Source organism: Paenibacillus daejeonensis DSM 15491, assembly GCF_000378385.1.
In the GTDB taxonomy this organism is placed as follows: Bacteria; Bacillota; Bacilli; order Paenibacillales; family Paenibacillaceae; genus Paenibacillus_D; species Paenibacillus_D daejeonensis.
On record NZ_KB899661.1, the window covers coordinates 422260 to 448579 of the forward strand.

Annotated in this window: 23 protein-coding genes, 1 pseudogene and 1 other annotated feature; of the genes and pseudogenes, 12 read left to right on the top strand and 12 right to left on the bottom strand. The window is 53.8% G+C overall.

Going from position 1 to position 26320, the window contains the following annotated elements; translation table 11 throughout:
• Positions 1–6: 6 nt before the first annotated feature.
• Positions 7–1179 carry an FAD-dependent oxidoreductase gene (locus tag F556_RS0112900; RefSeq protein ID WP_020617379.1) on the bottom strand — a complete coding sequence of 391 codons (1173 nt, stop codon included), beginning with the start codon at positions 1177–1179 and terminating at the stop codon, positions 7–9.
• 176 nt (positions 1180–1355) lie between these two features.
• On the opposite strand from F556_RS0112900, the gene F556_RS0112905 reads away from it, so the two are divergent.
• Positions 1356–1859 (top strand): MarR family winged helix-turn-helix transcriptional regulator, encoded by a 504-nt coding sequence (locus tag F556_RS0112905; RefSeq protein WP_020617380.1) that lies wholly within the window; start codon positions 1356–1358, stop codon positions 1857–1859.
• Positions 1843–3261, top strand: a complete 1419-nt coding sequence (locus F556_RS33920; protein WP_020617381.1) for an MFS transporter — start codon at positions 1843–1845, stop codon at positions 3259–3261. The genes F556_RS0112905 and F556_RS33920 overlap by 17 nt, the downstream gene beginning before the upstream one ends.
• Positions 3262–3823: 562 nt before the next feature.
• Here F556_RS33920 and F556_RS0112915 read toward each other — a convergent pair.
• Positions 3824–5077 (bottom strand): CNNM domain-containing protein, encoded by a 1254-nt coding sequence (locus tag F556_RS0112915; protein WP_020617382.1) that lies wholly within the window; start codon positions 5075–5077, stop codon positions 3824–3826.
• 151 nt (positions 5078–5228) lie between these two features.
• Positions 5229–5840: a TetR/AcrR family transcriptional regulator gene (locus F556_RS0112920; RefSeq protein WP_020617383.1), complete on the bottom strand. Its 612-nt coding sequence runs from the start codon at positions 5838–5840 to the stop codon at positions 5229–5231.
• A 118-nt stretch (positions 5841–5958) separates the two neighbouring features.
• Here F556_RS0112920 and F556_RS0112925 point away from each other — a divergent pair, with 118 nt between their 5' ends.
• From F556_RS0112925 to F556_RS0112955, 7 genes are all read left to right on the top strand, one after another.
• The gene (locus tag F556_RS0112925) at positions 5959–6387 is read left to right on the top strand and encodes a nuclear transport factor 2 family protein (RefSeq protein WP_020617384.1); all 429 of its coding nucleotides are present in this window, start codon (positions 5959–5961) and stop codon (positions 6385–6387) included.
• An 88-nt stretch (positions 6388–6475) separates the two neighbouring features.
• Positions 6476–7330 carry an NAD(P)H-binding protein gene (locus tag F556_RS0112930; protein ID WP_020617385.1) on the top strand — a complete coding sequence of 285 codons (855 nt, stop codon included), beginning with the start codon at positions 6476–6478 and terminating at the stop codon, positions 7328–7330.
• Between the two features lie 79 nt (positions 7331–7409).
• On the top strand, positions 7410–8399 hold the full coding sequence (locus F556_RS0112935) for a LacI family DNA-binding transcriptional regulator (protein ID WP_020617386.1): 990 nt from the start codon (positions 7410–7412) through the stop codon (positions 8397–8399).
• Positions 8400–8563: 164 nt separating this feature from the next.
• Positions 8564–9637 (top strand): glycoside hydrolase family 53 protein, encoded by a 1074-nt coding sequence (locus F556_RS0112940; RefSeq protein WP_020617387.1) that lies wholly within the window; start codon positions 8564–8566, stop codon positions 9635–9637.
• 83 nt (positions 9638–9720) lie between these two features.
• Positions 9721–10941 carry a sugar ABC transporter substrate-binding protein gene (locus tag F556_RS0112945; RefSeq protein WP_020617388.1) on the top strand — a complete coding sequence of 407 codons (1221 nt, stop codon included), beginning with the start codon at positions 9721–9723 and terminating at the stop codon, positions 10939–10941.
• A 22-nt stretch (positions 10942–10963) separates the two neighbouring features.
• A complete protein-coding gene (locus F556_RS0112950) occupies positions 10964–11872 on the top strand; it encodes a carbohydrate ABC transporter permease (protein ID WP_020617389.1) in 909 nt (302 codons plus the stop codon).
• A gap of 50 nt (positions 11873–11922) precedes the next feature.
• A complete protein-coding gene (locus F556_RS0112955) occupies positions 11923–12750 on the top strand; it encodes a sugar ABC transporter permease (protein WP_020617390.1) in 828 nt (275 codons plus the stop codon).
• 502 nt (positions 12751–13252) lie between these two features.
• On the opposite strand, the gene F556_RS0112960 is transcribed toward F556_RS0112955, so the two are convergent.
• Positions 13253–13777, bottom strand: a complete 525-nt coding sequence (locus tag F556_RS0112960; protein ID WP_020617391.1) for a hypothetical protein — start codon at positions 13775–13777, stop codon at positions 13253–13255.
• A 232-nt stretch (positions 13778–14009) separates the two neighbouring features.
• On the opposite strand from F556_RS0112960, the gene F556_RS0112965 reads away from it, so the two are divergent.
• Positions 14010–14786: an SDR family oxidoreductase gene (locus F556_RS0112965; protein ID WP_020617392.1), complete on the top strand. Its 777-nt coding sequence runs from the start codon at positions 14010–14012 to the stop codon at positions 14784–14786.
• A gap of 659 nt (positions 14787–15445) precedes the next feature.
• On the opposite strand, the gene F556_RS0112970 is transcribed toward F556_RS0112965, so the two are convergent.
• The 8 genes and pseudogenes from F556_RS0112970 to F556_RS0113005 form a co-directional block, all read right to left on the bottom strand.
• On the bottom strand, positions 15446–15751 hold the full coding sequence (locus tag F556_RS0112970; RefSeq protein ID WP_020617393.1) for a hypothetical protein: 306 nt from the start codon (positions 15749–15751) through the stop codon (positions 15446–15448).
• Positions 15748–17403, bottom strand: a complete 1656-nt coding sequence (gene metG, locus F556_RS0112975) for a methionine--tRNA ligase (RefSeq protein ID WP_020617394.1) — start codon at positions 17401–17403, stop codon at positions 15748–15750. Before metG ends, F556_RS0112970 begins: the two co-directional genes overlap by 4 nt.
• Before the next feature lie 45 nt (positions 17404–17448).
• Positions 17449–17711: a binding site (T-box leader), on the bottom strand.
• Between the two features lie 215 nt (positions 17712–17926).
• Positions 17927–18133, bottom strand: a complete 207-nt coding sequence (locus F556_RS0112980) for a DUF6366 family protein (RefSeq protein ID WP_020617395.1) — start codon at positions 18131–18133, stop codon at positions 17927–17929.
• A gap of 58 nt (positions 18134–18191) precedes the next feature.
• Positions 18192–18842 (bottom strand): annotated as a pseudogene (locus tag F556_RS38780) (helix-turn-helix domain-containing protein); the annotation flags it as partial.
• A gap of 100 nt (positions 18843–18942) precedes the next feature.
• Positions 18943–19713 carry a helix-turn-helix domain-containing protein gene (locus F556_RS0112990; RefSeq protein WP_020617397.1) on the bottom strand — a complete coding sequence of 257 codons (771 nt, stop codon included), beginning with the start codon at positions 19711–19713 and terminating at the stop codon, positions 18943–18945.
• Between the two features lie 92 nt (positions 19714–19805).
• Positions 19806–20345, bottom strand: a complete 540-nt coding sequence (locus F556_RS0112995) for a GNAT family N-acetyltransferase (protein ID WP_020617398.1) — start codon at positions 20343–20345, stop codon at positions 19806–19808.
• Between the two features lie 17 nt (positions 20346–20362).
• Positions 20363–21220: an alpha/beta fold hydrolase gene (locus F556_RS0113000; RefSeq protein ID WP_020617399.1), complete on the bottom strand. Its 858-nt coding sequence runs from the start codon at positions 21218–21220 to the stop codon at positions 20363–20365.
• Between the two features lie 63 nt (positions 21221–21283).
• Complete coding sequence (locus F556_RS0113005) at positions 21284–21877, bottom strand: TetR/AcrR family transcriptional regulator (protein WP_020617400.1); 594 nt, start codon at positions 21875–21877, stop codon at positions 21284–21286.
• Between the two features lie 196 nt (positions 21878–22073).
• Between F556_RS0113005 and F556_RS0113010 the strand changes: the two genes are divergently transcribed.
• Both F556_RS0113010 and F556_RS0113015 read left to right on the top strand, forming a co-directional pair.
• Entirely contained in the window at positions 22074–25556 is a 3483-nt protein-coding gene (locus tag F556_RS0113010; protein WP_169447577.1) for a glycosyl hydrolase family 28-related protein, read from the top strand.
• A gap of 240 nt (positions 25557–25796) precedes the next feature.
• On the top strand, positions 25797–26111 hold the full coding sequence (locus tag F556_RS0113015) for a hypothetical protein (RefSeq protein ID WP_020617402.1): 315 nt from the start codon (positions 25797–25799) through the stop codon (positions 26109–26111).
• The last annotated feature ends 209 nt before the right edge of the window (positions 26112–26320 follow it).

The following is a 26320-nucleotide window of genomic DNA, read 5'->3' on the forward strand; positions in this document are numbered from 1 at the left end:
CTTCCGTTATTGCGATGCCCCGTGTGCTTCGTGGACATAATGGTTCATCAGCTCCGCCATCTTCACGGCAGCATCATCGGCAAAGCATAATTTCATGTTATCGTAGGATTCCTGCGCCTTCTCCGCTGCATACTGGAACATGGCGCGTTCGTAGGCCGCGATGGCCTCCTCCCTATTATGATGGTTCGCAAGAGCCTGCGCCAGCGTAAGGGCGTCCAGCATGGCCAGATTAACCCCTATCCCTGCAAAAGGGGACATGACGTGGGCTGCATCGCCAATCAAGGTGACACCAGGACGGGACGTCCATTGATAGCCGATGGGCAGCATATAGATTCTCCGGGGCAGGATCTCGCCATCCGCATATCGGATATAATTTTTGAGAGAGTCCTCCCAGTCCGCGAACAATTCCAGCAGATGATTTTGCACACCCTCCGGCTCCTCGTAACGAATCCCGCAGGTATCCAGCCATTCCCGCTCCACCTCAAAGCTGGCATACACCTTGATACGCCCGTCTCCATTGAACTGTCCCAGAATGCCCTTGCGGTCGCCCAGCGCAAACATCTTGCCCCGTCTGTTCAGCTCTGCCAGGTCCGGATGATTCGTTGCAGCGTCCATGACATTGAGCTCGACCATCGACAGACCAGAGTATTCCGGCTGCACCTCCGACAGCAGCGGACGCACACGGGAGAACGCACCATCGGCCCCAACCAGCAGGTCCACCTCATCCACTACGCCATTGTCAAAATAAAGCTTCGTCCTTCCGCCGCCAGCCTCCTCGGCGCGCTGGAGCTTGTGACCGTAATGAATACAACTCGAATCCAGTGCGCCGAGCAACAGCTCGCATAGCTCCCCGCGGTCGATCTCTGGCTTCACGCCCATGACATCCGCTTCCGCCTCCTCATCCCAGTAGAGCATCTTGTTCTTGTCAAATAGCCGAAAATCCTCTCCCTCATACCGGGCGATCCTGTGGAATGCTTCATACAGCCCAGCTTCTTGCAAGGCTAACTGTCCAGAATCCGCGTGAATATCCAACGAACCGCCGCGGTCCCGGCTCCGGTCCCGAGCTTCCTGTTCATAGACGACAGGACGAAAGCCTTTTTGCTGCAGCAGTAAAGCCAGGGTCAAGCCCCCCGGGCCAGCTCCGATAATGCCGATCCGTGCCGATGTAGACCATGTCATGATATACCACTCCTTGAATAGAATTGATTGTGATCGTCAACGTTTGATTTAGTTATATCATAACGAACGACGTTCGTAAAGAACATTGTTCGTATTTAGTTGCAATAACATCCTATCTCGAGTAAGATGATAAGAGTCAATTAGTTGCAATAGCATGTTATATAGGAGGATGTTGGATGAGCACGACAGAAAGTGGGCGTTCGGTTTGCTCCGATGCACCTGTAGAGTCCGCAGGCAAATACGTCTCGGCGATCTACCGGCATTTGCAGATGCTTATCGCGGATGGGTTGAAGCCTTACCGAATTGGCAGCGGCCAGTATATTTTTCTCATCACGATTGCAGATCAAGAGGGGATTACGCAGAAGGGGCTCAGCGAAGAGCTGGTCATTGATAAGACGACAACGGCGAAGGCTGTCAGCAAGCTGGAATCCGAAGGGTATGTGAAAAGGGTCGCTTCCGCCGAGGACCAGCGGTTTAATCAGCTGTACCTGACGGAAGCAGGGTATGAAGTTCTCCCTCACGTGCGGGCCAGGCTGCGCGGACTGGTAGGCGTCAGCCGCCAAGGCATGACGGATGAGGAGTATGAGCTGCTCGTTTCTTTGTTGAAACGCATGCTGAGCAATGTATGTGCCGAGGTGCATAATGAGGAAGGAAGGTCTGAACATGAACGACAAGTCTAAAGCAACGGCATCACCTGCGGCCCGTACGGCTGACGGGAATGGCGGATCTACGGGACAGCCTGGCAAAGCGATTGTCTATCTGCTCGGATGTCTGCTGCTCTTCTCTGTCATGAACGTGACGGTATTTAATGTCGCGCTACCGGATATCTCCGGTGATCTGGGCATCTCCTCGGGTCTGGCCGGATGGGTCATTACCGGCTATGCGATGGTGTATGCCATTGGTGCACTTATGTATGGTAAGCTGGCAGACTTGTTTCCACTCAAGCGCCTAATGACGATTGGTATTATCCTGTTTAGTGTGGGTTCGTTGATCGGCTTCTTATCCGAGGGCTTCGCCTGGCTGCTGATCGGTCGGCTCGTGCAGTCGGCGGGCGCTTCCTCGATTCCGGCGCTGGCAATGCTGATTCCGGCCCGATATTTTGCACCGGAGCGGCGCGGCGCGGTGATGGGGCTGATCGCTTCGTTCATTGCGTTGTCGGCGGGGATCGGCCCGATTGTCGGCGGCTTTGTCACTGGCGCCCTGCACTGGAAATATCTCTTCCTGCTGTCGTTGGGCACGCTGGTCGTGCTGCCCTTCCTGCGTCGGGCGCTGCCGGATGAAGGACGCAGACCGGGAACGATCGACACCTTCGGCGCTGGCCTGTTGGCTGGTGCCGTGGCGATGCTGATGCTGACGATTACGAACATCGGCAACCTGCAGGCTGTGATCTATGGCGCTATTTTCGCCGTGCTGCTGCTCTTGTTCATCTTGCGCAGTCAACGGGTCAAGGAGCCGTTCATCGCATTGTCCCTGTTCACGGAAGGCCCGTATCGGTACGCGATTCTGGCCATGTTCCTGTCCTCAATGACCGCCTTCAGCCTGATGCTGTTGGTCCCGCTCATGCTGGAGTCCATGTTCGGCTTCGGGGCGCAGGGCATCGGCATGGTCCTCTTCCCTGCAGCTATTGCAGCAGCGTTCATGGGACGGCTCGGCGGACGCTGGACGGACCGCTTCGGCAGCATCCCGATCCTGCTCATGGCCGCGACCTTGATGATTACCGGCTTTGTACTGATGGCCGGGTTTGCCTGGACCGGCCCCTGGATGATTGCGATCGCGCTGATCCTGCCGAACATCGGATTTGTGTTCGTCCAGTCGTCCATGTCCAAGCTCGTCTCCCTGCTGCTGCCGGCGCAGCGGCTCGGTGCGGGCATGGGGGTGTTCAGCATGACGAACTTCATGTCCGGCGCCATCGGCGGCGCGCTGGCTACCACCGCCCTAGACTGGGGCGTCCCGTTTCCTGCGATTTTTCTGACGATGACCTTCCTGCTAGCCATGCAGATGCTGGTTGTTCAGTTCATCCTGCGCGGCAAGGTTAGCGGCAGCGGGAGCGGCAAGCTGGTGACGACCTCGTCGAAAAGGTAATTTAGGAGGTAGCGACGCCTTTGGCGGCGGGTTATCCCCTCGTTCCGGGCAATCGCAGCGAAGTAGATGAGTAGAACGCATACTTTTAAGGCGATACAGCTATCTCCGCATGAAGTCGGCAAGGCAGTTTCATCCTAGACATAGATAAGAGCTTCCCTGCCAAGCAGTGCCTGGCGGGAAGCTCTTTTTTGTGGTGATTGGGATGGTCGTATGACCGCCGTCATGCTGTCGGCCTTCGCGCCGGTAGCAGCGCTCGGAAGGAACAGATCTGGTTGTGCTTCTCGCATAAACCGGGTTAGAAAAACCCCATCTCGGCTGTAACGGCCACCACGGCGCTTATTTGACCGGAAATCACCACCTCGCAATTCTAACGGACAGGAGCGTAGTTATTCTGGTGATTTTAGCAGCTACGGCCCACGTTTAATGCAAATAAGCGCACCTGTGGCCGTTACACCAACCAACCTACCTTTTTCCACGTCTAAGCGGCTCTGGTGGCCGTTAGAACTTGGCGCACTGGGTAGCTCTACCTGGTTTCCATCATTTCAGCATCACTGTAGGGTCCTCAATCCTCGTCCTCTTCTTCCACTTCCCGCTTCTCAATCTCCACTCGGCTTACCCGCCGCTCATTGACCTCCAGTATGGTGAATGTCAGATTGTCATAGGTGAATGTCTCGCCAGCCTTCGGCAGATAGCCCAGGTGATTGATGACGAAAGCCGCCAAATTATCATCCTCCGCCGGCAGGTTCGTCTGGAATACATTATTGAGACGGTAGATGGACAGCTTCGTATCGCATACGATCCGCGTGTCCGTTTGGCTGTGAATCAGCTTATCCTCGACATCCATCTCATCCTCAATATCCTGGCCGATCATCGTCTCAATCAGATCCTCCAGCGTGATCAGCCCCTCTGTTCCTCCATGCTCGTCCAAAACGATGGCCAGATGGCGTTTTTCCTTCATCATGCGGGCAAACACCTCATCCACCGGTTGCGCCTCATACACATAGAGAGGGTCTGTGTCAGTAAAATCACGAATGCTGCGCTCAGGGTTCTCGGCCCAAACGAACATGAACTTCGCATGGAAGACCCCGATAATATGGTCCACATCGCCATCATAGATAGGATAGCGGGTGTATTGATTGGCCATCAAAAACTCGCGTGCTTCCTTGAATGTCGTATCGGCGGCAATGGCTTTCATCTCGGTCCGGTGGGTCTTGAGCATATCGGCGACATTCAGGCTTTTGAAGTCCAGGACGGATTTCAGACGATACATCTCGTCATTCTTGAACGTCCCTTCCGTATGCGCAATATCGACCATCGCCCGCATCTCTGCCTTGGAAATTGTAATATGACTGTCGGGGTCCTGCCCAAGCAAGCGAATGACTGTCTTCGTCAGCAGATTCAGCAAGAAGATAAATGGCTTCAGCAGGATCAGGATAATCAGGGTCGGATAATAGACTAGGTAGGCTATCCGCTCGGGAAACGCCGCGGCTATCGACTTGGGCAGTACCTCTGCAAATATGATGATCAGCACGGTCAGAACCGCTGTAGTTATCCCTATCGGCCAGCCGTATTCCAGGGCAACGATCGTTACCATCGATGGCAGTACGATATTCGGCACATTGTTAGCAATGAGGATACCAGGGATGAACTCCTCTGTATTATTGACCAGCTTGAGAAGGCGTGCTGCCTTCTTGTCGCCATTCGCGGCCTTCATTTGCAGCTTCATCTCGTTCGTGGCCGTCAGGGCGGTTTCACTCCCCGAGAAGTAGCTGGAAGCAATAAACAGGACAATGATGGAGATAATCAAAAATGTCAAATGAACCACCTGCGCTATCTGTATGTATTTGTCAGCATTGTACCTCTTTAATATTACCATTAACCGGGGGTCTAAAAACTCAGACCTTTCTTTGCACACCAAACGCCCCTTCCGCTATATCAAGAGCGAGGGGCGTTTGGTGGGGGGAAAGTCAGCTTACTTCGTCCGATGCAGGGCGGCCTCTAAGGACACGATACACAAACGCATCGAGCCCTTGCCGGATCTCCTCATCCGTGAGACCTTCGTGGGTGCTAAGGTACTCCAGCAAGTCCATCCGGGCAGCGCCCAGCAGTGCATGAGCGGTGAAGGACACTTCAGATAAGGGAATGAGCTGGGTCAACAGCTCTTTCAGCAGCTCTTCAATCGACGAATAATGGTCTGACACAAACGGACTGGTACTGGCTGCAGGTGCAAGTGCCTCAACCGCTTGCGTCAACGAGCGATTCTTCAGCTTCAGGTCGACAATCGCATGAAGGATGGCAGTAATCCGCTCCGCAGGCGGGGTACCCGGCCCCAACGGCGAGGAATCGGACGCCAAGCATTGTGCAACCTGCTCCACTTGGATGTCAAAAACCGCCCGAAGCAAGGAAGCCCGGTCTCCAAATCGGCGGAATAGTGTGCCTTTGCCGACTCCGGCAGCCTCCGCTACTGCGTTCATTGTGAGCGCCGCTGGATCCTTGGCCTCTGCGAAGAGCGCCAGCGCTGCTTCGAGGATGGCTTGACGATTGCGGGCTGCATCTGCCCGCTCCTTGACATTACTCATTGCCTCACATCCTTGACAAACGGACCGACGGTCCGTATAATTCTTTAAAACGGACTATTAGTCCGCTTGTCAATTATACTCCTTACCATCCCAAATGTGAATTGGAGGTTATTCACTTATGACGAACGCTACCACCCATGCCACTCGAGAGGTTCCGGGGGCTGCCGAAGTTTTTGAACGAGCCTTGGCTGGCTTCCGGGCCAACGATCCCTTGCCATGGATTGCTCTGCTAGGCGAAGATGCTGTGCTGGAGCTACCTTTCAACCCACCGGGGAAACCCCAGCGTCTTAGCGGCAAAGACAACATCCTCTCTTACTTCCAATCGTCACCAGCCACCATTGATTTTAATAGCTTCACTAATGTCCGCATCCACCCCATGATTGATTCCGACTGGATAGTGGCCGAACTGACCGCCAGCGGGACAGTACAGACGACGGGCGAAGCGTACGACAATCGCTACGTAGTCGTTTTACATACCCGTGAAGGTCTGATTCGTCTCCAACGAGATTATTTCAACCCGCTTATGGCGTTGAACTCCGATGGCTAGACACAGCTGCGACTCGCCCAGGCAGCGGTTGCGATTCAAGTTTTAATGTAGCAGGAGCAGCCTTTAAGTCAATGAGGAGGAAACTATCATGAATGAGCATCTCTCTATTCTAGTCACGGGGGCGAGCGGCAATACCGGCAGCGCTCTCGTCACATCCCTTCTGGCACAAGGTGCCAAAGTCCGGGCAGCCAGCCGCAGCGGGCAGCCGGACACACAAGATAATCTTCTGGCGACGTCCGTGCGATTCGACTGGTTTGATCCTGCGACGTATCATCAGACGCTGCAGGGCATCGAGCGCATGTACCTCGTGCCACCCCCCGGTGTCCTCGATCCGCTGCCTGTGATGATGCCGTTCCTGACCGGCGCACGCCAGGCCGGCGTGCGCCGGGTGGTGCTGCTCAGTGCCACTGTCATCCAGCGCGGGGATACAGGTCTGGGTCAGGTTCACGATGCGCTACCCGATCTTTTCCCCGAATGGGCCGTGCTCCGTCCGAGCTGGTTCATGCAGAACTTCGTCGGCCAGCACCCTCATGCCTATAGCATCCGTGAACAAGGGATCCTACGATCAGCTACGGGGAACGGCCGCGTCGGCTTCATCAATGCCGAGGACATCGCTCGAACCGCGGCTCACATCCTGTTATCCGAGACACCGCCTAATCGTGACTTGCTCCTGACGGGACCAGAGGCCATAAGCTACGATGAGGTGGCACAGATCATGAGCTCCGTCCGGACTAACTCTGTTCGCCATCAGCATGTGTCTGTCGATGAGCTCCAGCAGCTCCACATCGACTCCGGTCTACCGCCAGAGTTTGCTGAGATGCTGGCGCAAGCCGATCATCTGATTGCCGGCGGCATGGAGGACCGGGTTACCAACGAGGTCGAAGCTGTGACTGGCACACCACCAACTTCCTTTAAGGACTTCGTCACCCAATATTGTTCATGAGTAGCCCATGTCTCCTTGTTGACAACCCCCTGTATAACAAGTAAAATATTTACTTAATCAGTTAACCAGGAGGACATGCATGGCTACCATCAAGCAAATTGCCGAGATGCTGGGCATCTCTAATGCCACCGTCTCAAGGGTGCTGAACCATGACCCCAAGCTATCGGTCAGCGAGCAGACACGGGCTGCGATTTTCAAGGCAGCGGAAGAGACCGGCTACAAGAAGAAGAAAATCAACCCCAAAATAGATAATATCGCCTTATTGTACTGGGTAGACGAAGGGGAACAGCTTGACAACGTATTCTTTGAAACCATCCGCAGCGAGATGCTGGAGCAGGCCAAGAGTCGGAATATGAATGTTGTCCCCTATGACAAGGGCGATGGCATAGAAGCCATAAGCGGGGATATTACGGCCTTTATCGCCATCGGCTGGTTTGATCAGGCGGAGGTGGAGCACCTGAGACGTATTACGTCCAATGGGGTGTTCGTCAACTCCAATCCTGACGAGAGCGTGTTCGACAGCGTGCAGGCCAACCAGGATTCGATGATGCGGCAGATCGTGGATTATTATGTAGGCAAAGGTCATCAGCAAATCGGCTTTATCGGTGGCCCCGATTATGACATGACGACCCGCAAGCCGCTCATGGATGTCCGCGAATGGTCGTTCCGGCAGACGATGTCTTATTACAACCTGCTGAATGAAGAGAGCATCTTTATTGCTGATGGGTTTACGGTCAAGGAAGGCTATCGCATCGGTCTTGATGCGATTAACCGTCTGCAGGATGCCATGCCCACCGCATTCTGCGTGGCCAGCGATGCATTGGCGATCGGCGCCCTGCAGGCCTTCAATGAGCAGAAGTGGGAGATTCCGGACCGGGTGTCCTTCTTCAGCATTCATGATATCGGTATCGCCCAATATGTCTCCCCCCCGCTCACCACCTTTCATATCGATATCTCCATCATCTGCAGCTCGGCACTTGATCTCCTCCTCGAACGCGTACTGAAAGACCGGACGACCACCAAGTCCGTCTATATCAACGGCACGCCGATTTTCCGAAAAAGCTGTTGAGCTCATGTCCCTGCCCTGAAGCAGCCGCCTGCCGGCTGCTTTTTTGCTGTTCCAGAAACCGCTCTCATTTATTCGTTGACAGCGTAGCCCAGCCTGTGCTACCATCACCTTAAGTAAATAATTTACTAAGTAATAAATAAATATTTTATTCAAAGGGTGAGGGAATGACATTTATCAAAGGCGTGGATATTTCCGTACACCATGAAATGGAGCAATTAGGCGCAACGTATTATGACGATGGTTCACCGCGCGACGCCGTTCAAATCCTGGGTGATTATGGCATCAATAGTGTCCGCCTGCGGCTCTGGCATCACCCCTATGACGATGACGGCCAGCCATACGGCGGAGGAACTAATGATCTGGCCACCACCATCCTGCTTGCTCGGCGGGCCGCTCAACAGGGAATGGGGTTTCTGCTGGATCTGCATTACAGTGATTTTTGGGCCGATCCCTCGACCCAAGTCAAACCAAAAGCGTGGCAGGATCTAAGCGGTGAAGCACTTGAACAGGCTGTCTACCGTTATACCTGGAATACCCTGCAGGAATTCCGGCGCCATGACCTGACCCCGGAGTTGGTACAGATCGGCAACGAGATTACAGGGGGCTTGCTCTGGCCTGATGGCAAGCTCGACAATATCCCCGGCATGATCCGGCTGCTGGCAGCCGGTATTCGCGCAGTGAAGGACTCCGATCCGTCCATTCGGACGATTATTCATCTGGACTGGGGCGGGGACAATGCGCTGTACCGGCGCTGGTTCGACCCCATTGCAGAGGCGAAGCTTGAGTATGACATCATCGGCTTGTCCTACTATCCCTTCTGGCACGGCACGCTGGAGCAGTTGACCACCAACATGAATGATATTGCCTCGCGCTATGACAAAGATGTGCTCATTGCCGAGACTGCCTTTCCTTTCACGACGGAGCCCTATGACAGTGAGATGATGATCTTTACCGAGGCTCAGGCCGACACCGTGCCCTACTCTATTGATCCCCAGGGTCAGCAGGCCTTCCTGGGAGACCTGATGACAGCCCTTGAGGCGGTTGAAGGCCAGCGGGGACTGGGGTTCTATTACTGGGAGCCAACCTGGATTAGTCTGTCGCAGGCTCATTGGGGCAAGGAGGCGGGCATCCGATACTTGCATAAGAACGACTCTGCCGCCAATGTCTGGGCCAATCTGGCCATGTTCGATTACAGAGGCCAGGCGCTGCCCGTGCTGAAGACGATTCGGGATTTTTAGCTGCTCATCTGCCTCGACAATCGGGTAGGCATTCATTTGTTCTACTTGCAAGCGTTTACAATATTCAAGGGGGAGTTTTAACTATGAAAAGAGGAATTCGAATTGGTCTTGCTTCGGTCACGCTGCTGGCCTTACTATCGGCATGCAGCAACACGACACCGGCACCTTCGAACGGCTCGTCCAATACAGAAGGTGGAGAATCGATCACGCTCTGGACCAACTTCCAAGTAGAAGCGGATCTGCTGCAGCGTTATGCCGACCAATGGGCGGAAGCCACCGGCAACGAGGCGACGATCGTTCACAACAGTATTGAGCTCCAGCAATTTGCCCAAGCGACCAACAGCGCAGGCGGACCGGATGGGATCTTCGGCATCGCCAATGATCAACTCGCCAGCTTCGTAACCGCTAATCTCGCGGCTGAAGTGCCGGATGACTTTTATAATGACGAGGATTATGTAGAAGCGGCCGTCCAAGCCAGCTACATTAACGGCAAGCGCTTTGGCGTCCCGATCGCAGTGGAGACCGTCACTCTGTTCTACAACACCGATAAGGTGTCGGCCCCTCCCACGACCTGGGATGAGCTGCTGCAAACCGCCAAAGACAGCGGCGGCATTAAATTTGATGCGACCAGCATTTATTACGATCTCGGATTTATCCGGGCCTTTGACAGCTACATCTTCAATTGGGCGGACAATGCCTATGATGTCGAGGATATCGGTCTGGGGAATGAAGGCGCCGTGCAAGCATACCACTACATCCAGCAGATGGTCGGCGAAGGCTTCCTCTCTGCTGATATCACCTTCGATATTGCTCGAAGTGCCTTCGAGAATGGTGAAACGGCCTACTATATTGGCGGCCCATGGGACGTGGATGCCTTCACTTCTGCCGGAGTGAACTTCGCAGTTGCTCCTATGCCTACACTGAACGACAAGCCTTTTATTACACCGGTAGGTACGCAGGTCGGCTTCGTCAGCTCCAAATCCTCCAAGCAAGAGACCGTCTGGGATTTCTATCAGTATCTAATCGACGAAGCAGCAGTTGAACTTTATGAGGTAGGCGACCGCATTCCAGCCAAGCTAAGCGTCCAGGAGCAGATTGACAGGGACGAGACGACAGAAAGCTTCATGACGCAGATCGCCGACGGGGAGCCGCTGCCTTCGGTCGCTGAGCTCGGGCAGCTGTGGGGGCTGTACGCCGATAATATGCGGCTCATGTTCGGAGGAATGGTAACACCAGAAGAGGCCGCTCAATATATCGAAGCCCAACTGAAGGAAGCCATCGAGCTGATGCACTCAGGTGCCTAGAAGACTGTAAGGAGACCGTGAGATGAACAAAGTCAAATCCAATCTTACTGCTTATACGTATTTGTCGCCGGCTCTGCTGTCCATTTTCGTCCTCACCCTTCTGCCCGTCGTGTATACCGTCTTTATCTCGTTCACCAACTACAACATGTACAATCTGGACGGGTACTCCTTTGTCGGATGGAAAAACTACGAGATCCTGCTGCAGGGAGCGATCAAAAACGTCTTTTTCTCGGTACTGCTCTGGACGATCCTGTTCGCGACCCTGAGCACGTTGCTCTCCTACTTTATGGGGCTGGGCCTGGCTGTTCTATTGAACAATCCACTGATGGTCGAGTCCCGGATCTATCGCTCGCTCCTCATTATTCCTTGGGCGCTGCCGGCAACCATCGCCCTATTGTCCTGGCAGGGGCTGTTCAATGAGCAATATGGCGGGATTAACCAAGTGCTGACGATCTTCGGCATGGCGGAGGGCATCCCCTGGATGACCGATGCCTTCTGGGCCAGAACGGGGATCATTCTCGTCAATATGTGGCTGGGCTTCCCCTTCATGATGAGCATCTGTCTGGGGGCACTCCAGTCAATCCCGCCGACCTTGTATGAGGTGGCTAACGTAGAGGGCGCGTCCCGGTGGCACGCCTTCCGGCGCATCACGCTGCCGCTCACGGTCAAGGTGAGCGTCCCGCTCGTCGTTGCCTCCTTCGCCTCCAATTTCAACAACTTCGGCAATATCTATATGATTACTCAGGGCGGTCCGGCCAAGGTCAACTCGCAGTTTGCGGGCAGCACAGACATTCTCGCCAGCATGGTCTACAAGATGACCGTCTGGTCCAACCGCTACGATCTGTCGGCGACCCTCAGCATTGTGATCTTCCTGATTGTTGGTGCGCTGACGCTGGTGAATCTCCGGATGTCCGGGGCGTTCAAGGAGTAGCGGCGCAGGACGTCGTCTGACTTTTACAAGTGAAACGGGAGGCCCACTCTATGCGAAAAAATCAACGGATGGCGCTCTGGATGAGCCGGATCGTCATCTGGCTCGTCATCCTCTGCACCCTGTTCCCGACAAGCTGGATCCTGATGGCATCCTTTTCTGCGGGGCAGAGCTTTTTTAGCAGTTCACTATTCCCCTCATCTCTGACAACAAGCAACTACACCCGTCTGATTGCGGAGACGGAATTCGTGACGTGGGTCGGCAATTCGCTCAAAATCTGTCTGGCCGTCTCCATCATCCAGCTCATGCTGACCAGTACAGCGGGTTATGCGTTCTCGCGCATGCGCTTTCCAGGCCGGAAAAACGGCTTGCTAACCCTGCTCGTTCTGCAGGTGTTCCCCAGCAGCATGGCGGTATCCGGGTTTTACATTCTCATCTACCGGTTCGGCCTGTCGGATAGCCTGTTCACCCTCATCCTCGTCCTGGCGGGTGGTAGCGCCTTTAACATCTGGCTGCTCAAGGCGTATATCGACACGATTCCCAAAGAGCTCGATGAAGCAGCCTTCGTCGCTGGCGCGAGTCACCGGGTCGTATTTTGGAGCATCATCATACCCTTGGCCCGGCCTCAGCTGGCGGTCATCTTTGTATTCTCCTTCATTGCGGCTTACAGCGAATATGTCATCACCTCCATTTTCCTGAACAATCCGTCCAACCACACCCTCGCGCTGGGACTCCAGACGTTCATCACCAATCAGTTTGCGGCGAACTGGACCTTGTTTGCAGCGGCGGCGGTGCTGTCTTCCCTGCCTATCATGTTGATGTTCATGTTCATGCAGCGGTTCATCCAGAATGGACTGGCTTCGACCGGGACGCAGGGGTAATGGCGTTAAGTAATTCTTAGTATTACTTAGAATCACTAGATGTTACTTTTGTTCAGATAACAAGGCAAGTCTACGGAATGGAGTAAAACGAAAAGCCCTCTCTTTGTCCATTTGGACGCGGGAGGGCTTTAGTTATCCAACTCTACGACTTCGTAGCTCTTCCAATATTATAGCCAATTGGTGGATGACGATGGGCAGCAGGCATCCCGCCTGGGGGTAGTCCCGCCCCCACTCACCACTCTGCAGACGGCTCTGCGCTAACGGCCACCACAGCGCTTATTTGGCCCGAAATTGGGGGGTTGAAATTGTAACGGCCATATATGCTGCTATTGCGCTCATTCGGGCCTGTTCACCCCTGATTTCGTCAAAATAACTGCGTATACGGCCGTTAGCCGCGCGCCCCCACCAAAAACACGGGAATAGCCGCATATATGGCCGTTAGAAATAACGTAGCCTTCGAAATACAGCCATCGTGCTCAGAAAGCAACGCCGTCGACAAGCCTTACTCCGACTCCACAAGTTGGATCGGAATTGTCATCGTAGCCGTTTCAATGGGCACTCTGTCTCTCCCTTGTTGCTCAATAAGGGAGATCGTCATTTTTATGCTGTCTTCGTTAGCTAAGTCTATAGGGATGTGTCGGTAATGAAAGACGTCCAATACCCCTCGCGGCATTTTCGCGAACGCATCCTGCGTCGTGATGTCGCCATTTTCTTTTTCCAAAGAAATTTGGAATACAGCAAATGCGATGTCTTCTCCGCGGTACTTCCATTTCTTATACCACAAACCAAAATGAACTTGCTTCGTTTCTGGCAGGTAGTAGAATGGAGTTAGGTTGACGTCTGGATTCGATAGGGTCTGGTTACCCTCAGTTAGTTGTATGGGTATCTCATCTGAATAGGGATATTGCCACACGATGGGTAATTGCCTGCCCGTTTTCAAAGCGATGATTTCGCGGTCTAAATACACGTAGGTAGCAATAAGAATCACAATTAGAGTGATGAGCGCGAATATCCATTTTTTTCTCATATGCCTTACCTCCAAAAACTAAAGTCACTCCATCCTCCCCTCGAAAAACACTGGTTACCAGCGTACCAGATACTAAAGCAAGTAACTACGATTTCGACAAAGTTTTTAAATGTTCGTTCCTTTGATTCAGAGGATTAGTAGATACCGTTTGTCCTTTCCGGTATAATTTGAATTGTAAGCGATATCACCTAACGGCACCTAACACCTGGGAAGGGAAAGCGAGGAGCACAATATGGGAATCCTAGAGAGAATGAAATTGGACGGCAAGAAGGCCTTTGTGACTGGTGGTGCGAGAGGTATCGGAAAAAGTATCGCCACCGCGCTGGCGGAAGCCGGAGCCGATGTGGCCATTGTCGATCTGGATATAGAGGAAGCCAAGCAAACCGCGGAAGAACTGAAGGGCTTAGGCAGGCAGGCGATTGCGGTGAAGACCGACGTCACGAATCCTGTCGAAGTTAATGCCATGATGGCGGAGATCGTAGGGTCGTTCGGGAAACTGGATATCGCGTTTTGCAACGCCGGCATCTGCATTAATGTACCGGCATCCGAGATGACCTATGAGCAATGGAAAAAAGTCATCGACATCAACTTGGGAGGCGTGTTCTTGACCGCTCAAGCCGCCGGGAAGCAAATGTTGAAACAAGGACATGGCGGTTCAATTGTCAACACCGCCTCCATGTCGGCGCATATCGTGAACACGCCTCAGCCGCAATGCTCTTATAACGCTTCGAAGGCAGGCGTAGTTCAACTGACGAAATCACTAGCGGTAGAGTGGGCAGAGCAAGGCATTCGTGTCAACAGCATCAGTCCGGGGTACATCGGCACCGAATTAACCTTGAATTCACCTTCGTTGAAGCCGCTCATTGAACAATGGAACGCCATGTCTCCCGTCGGCCGCATGGGACGTCCGGACGAGCTTCAGGCCATCGCCGTCTACTTGGCTGGTGACGCCAGCTCATTTGCCACAGGGGGAGATTTCATCATCGACGGAGGGTTCACCTGCATCTAATGCACCCAACGCCAAAAAAAAGCGGTTGATCCGGCCTTGGCCCTGGTGAACCGCTTTTTTTGGCGTTTTTCTCGTACACGAGTCTAGCTGGTGATCCAGTAAGGCACTCCATCCCGCCAGCCGATCTCCAGCATAGAACAAGTGCCAGCTATTGCCCATATCTTTGTTACCCTGCTAAGATCGGCAGCTACACCGAAGCCTGCGCGAACGACTGGGTCCACTTGAATCGGGCCATGCTGCGGAAGGTGGACTCAGGAGGGCAGACGGCCCTGCGCTAACGGCCACCACAGCGCTTATTTGACTCGAAATTGGGGGTTTGGGATTGTAACGGCCATATAGGCTCCTATTGTGCTCATTCGGGCCTGTTCACCCCTGATTTTGTCCAAATAACTGCGCCCATGGCCGTTAGCCGAGCGCCCCCACCAAAAACACGGGAATAGCCGCATATATGGCCGTTAGAAGTAACTTATCCTTCAAAATACAGCCATCTTGCTCAGGAAGCAACGCCGTCGACAAGCCTTACTCCGACTCCACAAGTTGGATCGGAATGGTCATCGTAGCTGTTTCAATGGGTACTCTGTCTCTCCCGTGTTCGTCTATAAGGGAGATCGTCATGTCTTATAGACTGTAATCACTGCATCGCCATCCCGAGAATAACCTCACATAGGTTCAACGGTGTACAACCGGTTAACGCTATCTGCTGACTTTGCAAAATGCATGGTGTACTCCCTGTTCGTTTCGATTAGATTCCAGATATTTTTGTTCTCGACTTGGATCTCCACCCTCTTAAAATCATCGTGCCTGTTCGGGTAACGAACGACAATCGTATACCTTTCTTTGTCCTCCCGTTTTTCTTCCACATACACATTTCCATAAGAGGATTCGATAAAACCATGGGTGTCTTCCTCGTTCGTACACGCCGTCAATAGCAGCAGGCATAGAACCAGGATGAATCGCAGCTTCAATGCGTCCCCTCCTCGCTATTTTGTTGCTTCAACACATCCAGCTCTTCTTCAATTCGACTGACATCCATGCGTTCAAACAACAATTCCACTTTACAAAGTTGGAGTTCAGCCGGAGTATCAATGAACTGCCAGCTCGGCTGGCCAAGGGACAGGAACCCTCTAAGCCTCTCACACGAGAAAGGAATGAAGGGCTGGAGTAGATTCGCAAGATTGGCTATGATTTGCACACAGGAGTAGAGAGTGTTCTCACAGTCCGCCCGATTTACCTTTACACTTACCCACGGTTTTTGCGCATCAAAATACTTGTTGGCTTGGCGAACGTAGCTGAAAATCTGATCAAGGGCTTCCTTCAAGCGTCCTTCTTCGATCAAAGCTCCCGCTTCCTGATAGATCGCTTCCGTTGCCCCTCTCCATTCCTCACTAAGCGTACCGGCTGGCACTTTCCCAGCAAAGGATTTGTTGATAAAAACCAACGTCCGATTCACGAAATTACCGAAGGCTCCAAGGAGCTCCCCATTGTGACTATGAATGAACTCCCGCCACGAGAAGTCCGTGTCGCGCTTCTCCGGACCGTTGGCGATCAGGAAATAACGGATCGAGTCCGGCTGATACCTTTTCAGAATATACGGTACCCAGACAGCCCAGTTGCGACTGGTGGAGAATTTCTTCCCTTCCAACGTCATGTACTCGCATGAAACGATGCGATCGGGCAAATGTAAATCTCCTGCACCAAGGAGCAACGCAGGCCAGATCAGCGTATGAAAAGGGATGTTATCCTTCCCGTGCACGTAATACGCCGTCAGCTCCTCTTTCTCGTCCAGCCAAAAGTCCTCCCATCTGCCACCTGTCTGAGCTGCCCACTGCTTGCTGGCAGACAAATACCCGCAAACAGCTTCCACCCAAACGTAGATTTTCTTCTCTTCGAATCCTTCAATCGGCACGTCAACGCCCCATCCCAGATCCCTAGTGGCCGCGCGGTCTTGCAGCCCCTCTTTCAAATACCTCGCTGTCAACTGCACCGCATTTTCCTTCCAACCCTTAGCCTTCTCTGCATAATCTGCTAACATCGCTTGGAATTGGGACAGCGCCAAGTAAAAATGCTCCGTTGGCCGCTGGGTTGGAGGATTGCCACATAGCTTGCATGTCTTGTCGGCCAAGTCTGTCGGATCGAGCAGGGTGGAGCAATAGTCGCATTGATCTCCGCGGGCCCGGTGTCCGCAAACTGGACAAGTTCCCTCCACATATCGGTCAGGTAAGAAGCGTTGATCCGTTTCACAATACGTTTGGAGGATCGTTTGCTTATATAGATGCCCGTTCTCCAGGAGCCTTAGGAACAAGTCCTGTACAACCCGATGATGGAAATCCTGATCGGTCCGTGTATACAGGTCATAAGTGAAGCCCAGACGATGGAAGCAATCCGTAAATTCCTTATGGAACCGGTCTGCGATATCGCCCGGCGAGACGCCCTCTTGAATCGCTTGTACGGCAACCGGCGTCCCGTGACAATCGCTGCCTGACACATACAGCACTTTGTCTCCTTTTGCCCGGAAATAACGTGCTAGCACGTCCCCCGGCAATACACTTGCCAATCGTCCCAGATGCAAAGAACCATTCGCATAGGGCCATGCGCCCCCGATGAATATATTCGCCATAACAGGTCCTCCCTTGTTTTTGAAATACAAAAAAAGCCCTCATCCCAAAGGGACGAGAGCTGTGCTCACGCGGTACCACCCAATTTTATCAAAATGCCTCACGGCATTCGCCTCTTCAGGTACGACGCCGCTTGGCGTGATACCCTAGCACGTTAACGGATGCGGGTTCCGGCGCATCGAAACCTCATGAGGTTTCGATGCGCAGCTCTGAGACCATGTTCCCCTGACTGTTCTTTGCTCCTTTTCAGCTGCCGGAGCTCTCTGTTCAAAGACGTCATCAAGGTACTCTTTCTCTTCTTCGCTTTTCATATTATTCAAGTTACTGGAAATTATACGAAATATCTTTACGCCCGTCAATGATAGTATACACCCCAATCCACGACTCATTCACTAAGAACAGTACCGTTCCGTAGAGCTGCATAAAGCGTTTATAGTCTGCGTTGCCGAGTAATACGATAATGCTGGGGTAGACATTGACCTTGCGTGGTTTTAATTAGGTTAAGAGCCCCTCTTGACCCCGGCTTCACGAAGATAGCAATTCATAAATGATGTAGCCGACAATTAACACGATTACTAGGAACCCCGTTCCTTTCCAGCCCATACCGCCAATTAAGTCAGTAAAGCTTCCAAATTCCGCACGATTGACCCCATCGCCAAAGGCACTAGAAGGATTCTTTTTTAATTCTTCTTGTCTTAATCTTTCTCTTAACTGTTCCGGTGTTTCATTCATTCTCACACCCCCGTTTTTAAGAAGTTTACTTCTTCTTAACCGGTATCCACACTTCCCCGCTCATCTTCTCAGGAATGTCTAGCCCCTGTGGCAAATAATATCCAACCATATACTTGAAGTGCTCTGGCGTGTGGTCATATAGCGCTGCATGAAGGACCGTGTTGCTCGGCCGTCCAAGTATTGCATTCATATGCTCCACACTACCATCCTCATCACAGGTTTGGCGGAATTGCGGCACTTCAGAGAAGGCCGTTTGTCGGTCTGCATTTACCACTCCATAGACGCCAAACATCTCGAATGAAGGCTTTTGTTCAATACGATAATTCATAGCAAGGTCCCCTTTAATTGAAATGTGAAAGGAGATGCGTGGGTAGGCTTTGAGAGCCGTGCCTTGTGTGCGCGCAGCCATCGGCATGATCCCATGAAGCGTCTTGAACGCCCGTGCAAAAGCCTCCGGTGACTGATAGCCATACCGCATCGCAACATCAATGACCTTCGCCTCTGTCGTCTGCAGCTCAAATGCAGCCAGGGTCAGCCGCCGGCGCCGAATGTATTCGGACAGCGATACACCCGTTATAAACGGAAACATGCGTTGAAAATGATAGGTCGAGCAGCAAGCCTGTCTCGCGATCTCATCCAGTGAAATCTGGTCCGCAAGGTTCGTTTCGATATAATCCAAGGCACGATTCATCCGATCCAGCCAATCCATCGCATTCCCTCCTTTCATGATCAATTGTATTGCAGGCAGCGCCCGTTGACCTTGCAGTTCGTGCACGAAAATGTCGCCGCCAGTTATGTCAAAACGAAGCTCAAGAGTTCCCCACTGTCACGTTCATCATGCCTGGCTTGCTGATCGTTTGATGCAACAGCGCCAGCAATCGTACCGCAAGGTCTCCCTTGAAGTTAAGCCGGTAGCCGCCTCTTACCCGATCTACGAAACCGAGTTCAATGCATTCCTGGAGTACGTGTTGGCAATCTACTGTGCTGGGCACTATAGACTGCAGCGTCTTCTCATCCATGGCATAGTCAGGCTTCAGATCTTCCATACTCCGCAGCAGGGCCAACAGCACGTGACGAATCTCATCCGGTACAAAGTGGAGGGGGAACTGGACTTCCTTCCCTAGCGCTTCAACGGCTTCGTTTAGAAAGGTTGTCGTGGCGATACACACCATCCGGTCCTGCGCCCATAATCCGATTCCTGTCGGCCCCAGGTAACTCTGAACCAGTGAAGGGTGACTCATAGGCTCAGTCGATGGCGTGGACAGCGGCGCTTCAGCCAGCGTAATGATCTGTCCGAGAAAGCTGACCTTCTGTTCTGTGGACAGGCTTCCGAAGGATTCCCGGATTTGAGGCAGCAACGCCTCCAGCCCGCTCTCACGCCCAAGCAAATAGTCGGTCGTACAATGAAATACCACCGATAGTTCTGCAACAAGGGAGAGATCGGGCAGTGAATCGCCATTCTCCCATTTGGATACCGCCTGGGCAGATACGGACAACCGTTTTCCCAGTGCTTCTTGAGTCATCCCGTGTGATTGACGGAGCTGCGCAATTTTCTTCCCCATCCCATGTAATTTCTCCATAGATAGAGACCTCCTTGGTTTTTCTTATACCTTACCGCGCGATACTCCTCTTGGGTATGGAGGCAAACGGGAGCACTCAACCCCTGGTTGAGTTAGGATAGAGTATCACTTCTCAAAACCCCATAATACCTCAGATCCTCGTACACCTCGCCTTTTCGGATATGTTGGCGCAGGGTGCCCTCCAGCTGCATGCCGATCTTCTCCATGACCTTGTATGAAGCGGGGTTCCGCGTCATCGCTGCGGCGAACACTCGATTGACCTGCAGCTCGTCAAAAGCAAACTGGACAACCCGAGACGCGGCCTCTGTGCAATACCCGCGGGACCAATACGGACTGCCCATCCAATAGGCCAGCTCCGCCATATTGTGCGCCTTGCTCACATGCAGTCCGACCACCCCCAGGAACACCTTGCCCTCGGTGAGCGTAACCGCAAAGGAATAACCGTCTCCTCTGGCGGCTGCTTCCTGTCTTGCCCGGATGAAAGGTGTGGCCGAGCCTTTGGGATACGGATGAGGAATATTCAGCGTCGTATCCGCTACCCGTTTGTCTCCTGCCAATGCTTCGATGGCCTCGGCATCGCTTAGCTCAAGTAGCCGTAAGGTTAAACGCTCAGTGACCAGTACATCTGTCATTTAAGGGCCTCCCTTTGTCAATAAACTCTGGCTTGCTTCCACGCAGCTTCATCATCAAATACATCCAAATGCGCTCTCACGATAGCCTGCACCTCCTGGGGACACGTCAGGTGGATGAAATGGCCGGCTTCCGGAATGATATGTACCTCTGCCTGCGGCAGCTCGTTCTCCTTGATGAGATACGCCATCTGCTGCGGGGTGTGCTCATCCTGCTCCCCCCACACGATGGTGACAGGGGTTCGTACACGGGATAGCTTCCCAGCCTCGGGCAGCAGCTCCTCGAAGTTCGTGTTCCGGTACAATTGCAACGAGAGGTCTCGGCCCTCTGCGGTGCTGAGCAGCTCGTAGAAGTCCTCAACCACCCGGTCCGTTACGGTTGGAATCTCTTGCTTCATTGTGCCCTTGAACCTCCCCCAGTCCGCAAAGGCTGCCATCATCTGCTCACCGAGCTGCGGCGTTCGGAACGTTTCGGCAAGCGGGTGCCACTTTGCCTGGTGGGTGTAGAGCGTATCACTGATGAGGAGCGACAAGACCCGCGAGGGACGCTGGGATGCCCATTTTAATCCAATCATACCTCCCCAGTCATGCAGGAACAAGTGCACATGGGTCAGATGTAACTTCGCCATAAAGGAACTGACAAAGGATACATACCGCTCCAAGGTCGGCTCCTCCTCCAAGGCATCACTGAGTCCAAACCCCGGGAGATCCGGCGCAATGGCCCGAAACCCTGATTCGACGACGGCGGGAATGATGTCTTTCCAGATGAGCGATGTTTCCGGCCAGCCATGCAGCATCAGCACACAAGGATCTAGGCGGCTCCCCTCCTCCAAATAAGCAATTATGGTCCCGTCGACCTCGATTGATTTCTTAATCATTGACTATCGCTCCTCGTATGCAGAGTCATTTAGAGACCGTTCGGTCTCTTTTGGTCAAAAAAATTAAGCAGCAAGGCATTGATCGATATAGTGATGGAGTTGGTTCAAGTACAATTGGATGTATTGATCCTTGCCATACAGCTTCTGCAACATGACGCTCCCTTCAAAAGCTGAAACTAGGAACACCACGACCTCCTCCACGCGAATGTCCTCACGAAACTCTCCGGTCTTGATGCCTCGCTGAAGGATAGCGGCAAGAAACGTCCGCCATTCATCCAATGCCTGTTGCGCCTTCTCCTTAAGCAGTGGATGGGTATCGTCGGCATCGATCGCTGTATTCAGCAGGGGACATCCCCCGGCGAGCAGCGGGTCGTCGTCCATATGAGTATAGATGGACATGGCGGCCATTAGCTTGCCTGTCGCTGTTTTGTCGCTTGTATAGGCGGCCCGCAGTCGACGGCGCATCACGTTTATGGCAAAATCAAACGCCTCTAACGCCAACTCATCTTTATTTTTAAAATGGCGGTAGATGCCCCCTTTCTCCAAGCCCGTGATTTTCATAACGTCGGACATGGCCGAGCCGGTGAAGCCCTTCCGGTTGAAGAGCTCGGCGGACTTCTGAATGATCATGTTGCGGGTATCGAGTCCTTTTGACATGGTGTGCTCCTTACTTGACCCGAGTTAAAAACCGATCGGTCTCTTTTATCATAGCCCATTTCCGGTAAATGTCAATCCTAATGCCCACAGCTACCGAAATATCCGGTAATTCAGGAGAGAAAAAGTGTCAATCGTATCGAAACGAGCCCACGTGCTATAGTAGGTCTCGATTCCAGATGGAGAAAGGATGATGTTGATGAGAAGCAAATGGATAACTGCAGTAGTCTTCATCTTGTGCGTCTCTCTGCTCGCACCGGCAGGTCCGGTCAGTCAGGTCCAGGCCTCGACGACGTCGGCGCAAGTACTGTCCACCGATCGCGTGACGCAGGGCAATTGGGTTGGAGTCTATGGAGCGGATGGTTACGTGCTGCCGTTCTATTCGACCACTCTAACCAACGGAAGAGATACGCCGGCTGCAGCCGATGTGGCCCTTTTACCAAGTTATGTAAGCGGTTACTCCAAGAGTAACACGAACTACTGGACTTACCCGCCGAACGATCCACGCGCGCTTCAGACTCCGGACGGAACGTCCCGGAAAAAAGTTGGCGCGTACGTCTCGACGGCCGGCACGTACAGCTTCACTCTTAATGATAGCGATTCACACTTGTTCACGGTGTACGCGACGGATTTTGGCAATCTGGAGACCGTAGTGCAACGCTTCGACATCCTCAATGCGCAGAATCAGGTGATTGCGACACAGACCCTCGATACCCTTAACCAGGGCGTCTATGTCACGTTTCAAGTAAGCGGCGATTTCAAGCTGCGGATTACCAAGCTAAGCGGGAATTACGGGTATGCGCTGGGCATGTTTTTTGACGAACCCGTGCCCGTGACGACATCCAATCTGACGCTTCAGAGTCTGGGTGACCGGAAGGTGCAGCTCGATTGGGACGACTCCGCATCGACAGCTGTAGATATCTGGCGGAAGCGCCAGGGCGATGATGCCTTCCATAAGATTGGCGGAGCGGCATCAGGCATCACGACGTACCTGGATGAAAATCTGGAGGCAGGCGTTACCTATGAATACGCCTTGCTAAATGTGGACGGGCAGCTGCGTTCGATCCCTTCTAGCGGCGCCACGATTACCCTGCCTGCTTACGCAGCGACCCAACTGACCTTCGATGAGGCGGAGCTCACATTGGATGCTGGAGAGACGGTGAGTGTAGGCCTCACGTTCGAGTCCACGACAGGTAGCAGCACAACCCCGCTGGCAGGCAAAACGATCTCATTCCATCTGGAAGGGCCTTATGTGGGCCAGGCCATTCCGGGCACGATCGGCACAGCGACAACGGATGCCAACGGCAAGGCAGCAGTCAGCTGGACAGCTGCTTATGCGGGCGAATATGAGGTGGTCGCTTCCATTGCGCCCGATGATACCAACCTGTTGTCCGGTGCCGAGGAACGACTGGCAGTCACGGTGTTGTCCGAGGCGTGGGAGCAGCCTCCGGTCATCTTGCGGGCATCGGAGTCCGTCAAGGCTGGCGAGGTGCTGTCCCTCTACGGTGGAGGCATGATGGAATCGGACACTTCGGTGTGGATTGAGCCGTTGACAGGGTCTTCAGTTCCTGGTGCTCCCTCCTCCAGCGCAATTGAATTGACGCCAGCGCAGCAGGAATCGGGTGGCGATCGTTTCGTCCGGGTGGTGGTACCGGATACGCTAGCTCATGGGATGTACGCGGTCTGGGTGGAAAATGCTTATGGGCTGAGCGACACCGTCGTGGTCAATGGCGCCGATCCGCGCTGGCTGCCGGATGGTGAGGCATTCGCGGGGATGAATGTTCGGCTGATCGGCCGCCAGCTCGACGCAGCCGAATTCGGAGGAACCACGAATACAGAGGTGCGCCTGGTGCACACCGTTAGCCAGCAGGTGGAGCCAGTGACACTTGTTGCTGTATCCCCGTATGCGCTGGATTTTGACGTGGACAGCGCACCTGCAGGCGAGTACGCGGTAGAAGTCAGGAACGGCTCGAATGTGCCATGGAGCCGTCTGGCAGGTGAGACGCTAACGGTCGTGGATGCGGGTACCAATCCCGATCCGCTCGGCTTGGATGTGTCCTGGGCCAGGGACTTCAACTGGACGCAAGTCCGTGATATCCAGGTCGATTACAGCGCGGCCGGCGACGGGGTCACCAATGATACGACAGCGATTCAAGCCGCCATTGACGATATCGCTGATGATGGCGGAGGCGTGCTGCTCGTGCCCGCGGGCACCTATCTTCACACGGGTTTGAAGATGCGGGCGGGTGTGGTGCTGCAGGGCGAGGACCGGGACACGGCCATTCTGCATTACACCGGTACGGGGACCGGTGGGAACATGTTCGGCAGCAAGGGAGACGGCATCACCGTGGGCAAGACGGGATTTGCCAATCTGACGTTTACAGCAAATACGAGTGCCTTGACCCAGACCGTCAGCTTATTCACGCTGGGACACCCCTGGAACACGGCAAACCAGACAGCCAGCCGCTTCTTCGTGTACAACTCGGTCGCTGATTTTCCACTGGATGATCCGAACATCGGACTGGCAGCGGTTATCGGCGCCAAGGAAGATGTGCTGTTCCTGGATAACGAGTTTACAGGCTATGAGATGGGCATCTATTCCCCGTTCATTGAGCGCAAGCTGACGGCGCGCAACAACAGCTTTGATATTGCCGAAGGCAACATTTTCAATGCTGGCGCCAAGCGAATGGTCATTGAAGGCAATCACGGTACCGGACATCTAATCCCTGGGGTGACCGAGGGAGGCAATTTCCGGGGCATCAAATTCGGCATCGGCTCACGCGGCTGGAATGCGGAGGAAATCTACATGGCATCCAACACCGTGGAGGGCGTCGGCTCGGAATTTAACGATGGTGAGACGCTGCTGATGGAGAATCCGGGTTCGAATTTTGCCAAGGGAGAGATTCTCGGAGCAACGTCAACGACAGCTACATTGGGGGTTGACCGCACGGTCGCCGGGAAAAGCTGGACGGAGCAATGGAATATCGTCATCGTCGAAGGCAAGGGTCTCGGGCAGCTGCGAACGATTACGAACTTTACCAACAATGTAGCGACCGTCGATGAGCCATGGACGATTGTGCCCGACCGCACAAGTAAATTCAGCGTGCTGCGCGTGGCTCGTGATGTCGTGGTGACGGATAATGTGACGCTGAACAGCCGCGGCGGCATTCAGGTGTATCACAACACGCATGATGCGGTGATCGCAGGCAATGTGTCCGATGATACGCAGGGCATCTCCCTCTGGGGACGCGAATCCGATGTGAACTCGCCGGAGCCGGTCTATTTTGTTCAGGTCAAGGGCAACTCCCTCTCCGGGGCGTCCGAGCACTTCGGCACGACCTGGGCCGGGGTCCACGCCGCACTGGGAGGCGGCAGAACCCATATCGATGTAATCATCGTATACGGGGCCGAGTTTAAAAATAACACGATAAACCGCCAGGGCTCGGAAAATGTAGCCACCCTGCGTGGTGTGCCTGCCGCGATGCCTATCGCCTTCCGTACCCCGACCGCCATCACAGGCACGGGCGTGCTGGCTACCTTGCTGGAAGGGAACCAATTCAGCCATTCGGGGGTTGGCATCCTGCTCTCCCCAGGTGTGGACGCGAGCTTCCTCAAGGACAATACCTTCAGCTCCGTAGGCGAACCGGTGCGAGATGAGGCTACGAACACGGTCGACTGGTAGGCACTGAGGCAGGTGGCGTGAGCCAGTTTGCGCAGGAGTGGTGCGACAGTTGCACACAGACGGGAAGCGCGGACTTCCCGTCTGTTTTTGCGTGGCGGCTATTGTAGCGGCTGGGGGGGGGCGGCGTGGGGGGCCGCGATGCTGTAAGGCAAGAAACTTTCGTTGGAGCGTGTGCGCAGGGCCGCGGCGATGCTGTAAGGCAAGAAACTTTCGTTGGAGCATGTCCGTGGGGCCCCGGCGATGCTGCAAGGCAAGAAACTTTCGTTGGAGCATGTCCGTGGTGCCGCGGCGATGCTGCAAGGCAAGAAACTTTCGTTGGAGCGTGTCCGTGGGGCCCCGGCGGTGCTGCAAGGCAAGAAACTTTCGTTGGAGCATGTCCGTGGTGCCGCGGCGTTGCTGCAAGGCAAGAAACTTTCGTTGGAGCATGTCCGTGGGGCCGAGGCGATGCTGCAAGGCAAGAAACTTTCGTTGGAGCATGTCCGCGGGGCTGCGGCGGTGCTGCAAGGCAAGAAACTTTCGTTGGAGCGTGGGCGGAGGGATGCGGGGATACTGTAAGTATAAAAAGTTTACTTAGAGGCTGCTGAAACTGCCCCGACGATGGCTGGAAGTATAGAAACTTTACTTAGAGGCTGCTGAGACCGCCCCGACGGTGTCTGTAAGTATAGAAACTTTACTTAGAGGCTGCTGAGACCGCCTCGGCGATCGCTGTAAGTATAGAAACTTTACTTAGAGGTGACTAAGGCACCTTGGATGCAGCTCCATGC

Excerpts from the sequence above, each read along its gene's own strand:
- F556_RS0112900 (WP_020617379.1), bottom strand. The coding sequence starts at position 1,179 with ATGACATGGTCTACATCGGCACGGATCGGCATTATCGGAGCTGGCCCG.
- F556_RS0112905 (WP_020617380.1), top strand. The coding sequence starts at position 1,356 with ATGAGCACGACAGAAAGTGGGCGTTCGGTTTGCTCCGATGCACCTGTA.
- F556_RS33920 (WP_020617381.1), top strand. The coding sequence starts at position 1,843 with ATGAACGACAAGTCTAAAGCAACGGCATCACCTGCGGCCCGTACGGCT.
- F556_RS0112920 (WP_020617383.1), bottom strand. The coding sequence starts at position 5,840 with ATGAGTAATGTCAAGGAGCGGGCAGATGCAGCCCGCAATCGTCAAGCC.
- F556_RS0112925 (WP_020617384.1), top strand. The coding sequence starts at position 5,959 with ATGACGAACGCTACCACCCATGCCACTCGAGAGGTTCCGGGGGCTGCC.
- F556_RS0112930 (WP_020617385.1), top strand. The coding sequence starts at position 6,476 with ATGAATGAGCATCTCTCTATTCTAGTCACGGGGGCGAGCGGCAATACC.
- F556_RS0112935 (WP_020617386.1), top strand. The coding sequence starts at position 7,410 with ATGGCTACCATCAAGCAAATTGCCGAGATGCTGGGCATCTCTAATGCC.
- F556_RS0112940 (WP_020617387.1), top strand. The coding sequence starts at position 8,564 with ATGACATTTATCAAAGGCGTGGATATTTCCGTACACCATGAAATGGAG.
- F556_RS0112945 (WP_020617388.1), top strand. The coding sequence starts at position 9,721 with ATGAAAAGAGGAATTCGAATTGGTCTTGCTTCGGTCACGCTGCTGGCC.
- F556_RS0112950 (WP_020617389.1), top strand. The coding sequence starts at position 10,964 with ATGAACAAAGTCAAATCCAATCTTACTGCTTATACGTATTTGTCGCCG.
- F556_RS0112955 (WP_020617390.1), top strand. The coding sequence starts at position 11,923 with ATGCGAAAAAATCAACGGATGGCGCTCTGGATGAGCCGGATCGTCATC.
- F556_RS0112960 (WP_020617391.1), bottom strand. The coding sequence starts at position 13,777 with ATGAGAAAAAAATGGATATTCGCGCTCATCACTCTAATTGTGATTCTT.
- F556_RS0112965 (WP_020617392.1), top strand. The coding sequence starts at position 14,010 with ATGGGAATCCTAGAGAGAATGAAATTGGACGGCAAGAAGGCCTTTGTG.
- metG (WP_020617394.1), bottom strand. The coding sequence starts at position 17,403 with ATGGCGAATATATTCATCGGGGGCGCATGGCCCTATGCGAATGGTTCT.
- F556_RS0112980 (WP_020617395.1), bottom strand. The coding sequence starts at position 18,133 with ATGAATGAAACACCGGAACAGTTAAGAGAAAGATTAAGACAAGAAGAA.
- F556_RS0112990 (WP_020617397.1), bottom strand. The coding sequence starts at position 19,713 with ATGGAGAAATTACATGGGATGGGGAAGAAAATTGCGCAGCTCCGTCAA.
- F556_RS0112995 (WP_020617398.1), bottom strand. The coding sequence starts at position 20,345 with ATGACAGATGTACTGGTCACTGAGCGTTTAACCTTACGGCTACTTGAG.
- F556_RS0113000 (WP_020617399.1), bottom strand. The coding sequence starts at position 21,220 with ATGATTAAGAAATCAATCGAGGTCGACGGGACCATAATTGCTTATTTG.
- F556_RS0113005 (WP_020617400.1), bottom strand. The coding sequence starts at position 21,877 with ATGTCAAAAGGACTCGATACCCGCAACATGATCATTCAGAAGTCCGCC.
- F556_RS0113010 (WP_169447577.1), top strand. The coding sequence starts at position 22,074 with ATGAGAAGCAAATGGATAACTGCAGTAGTCTTCATCTTGTGCGTCTCT.
- F556_RS0113015 (WP_020617402.1), top strand. The coding sequence starts at position 25,797 with ATGCTGCAAGGCAAGAAACTTTCGTTGGAGCATGTCCGTGGTGCCGCG.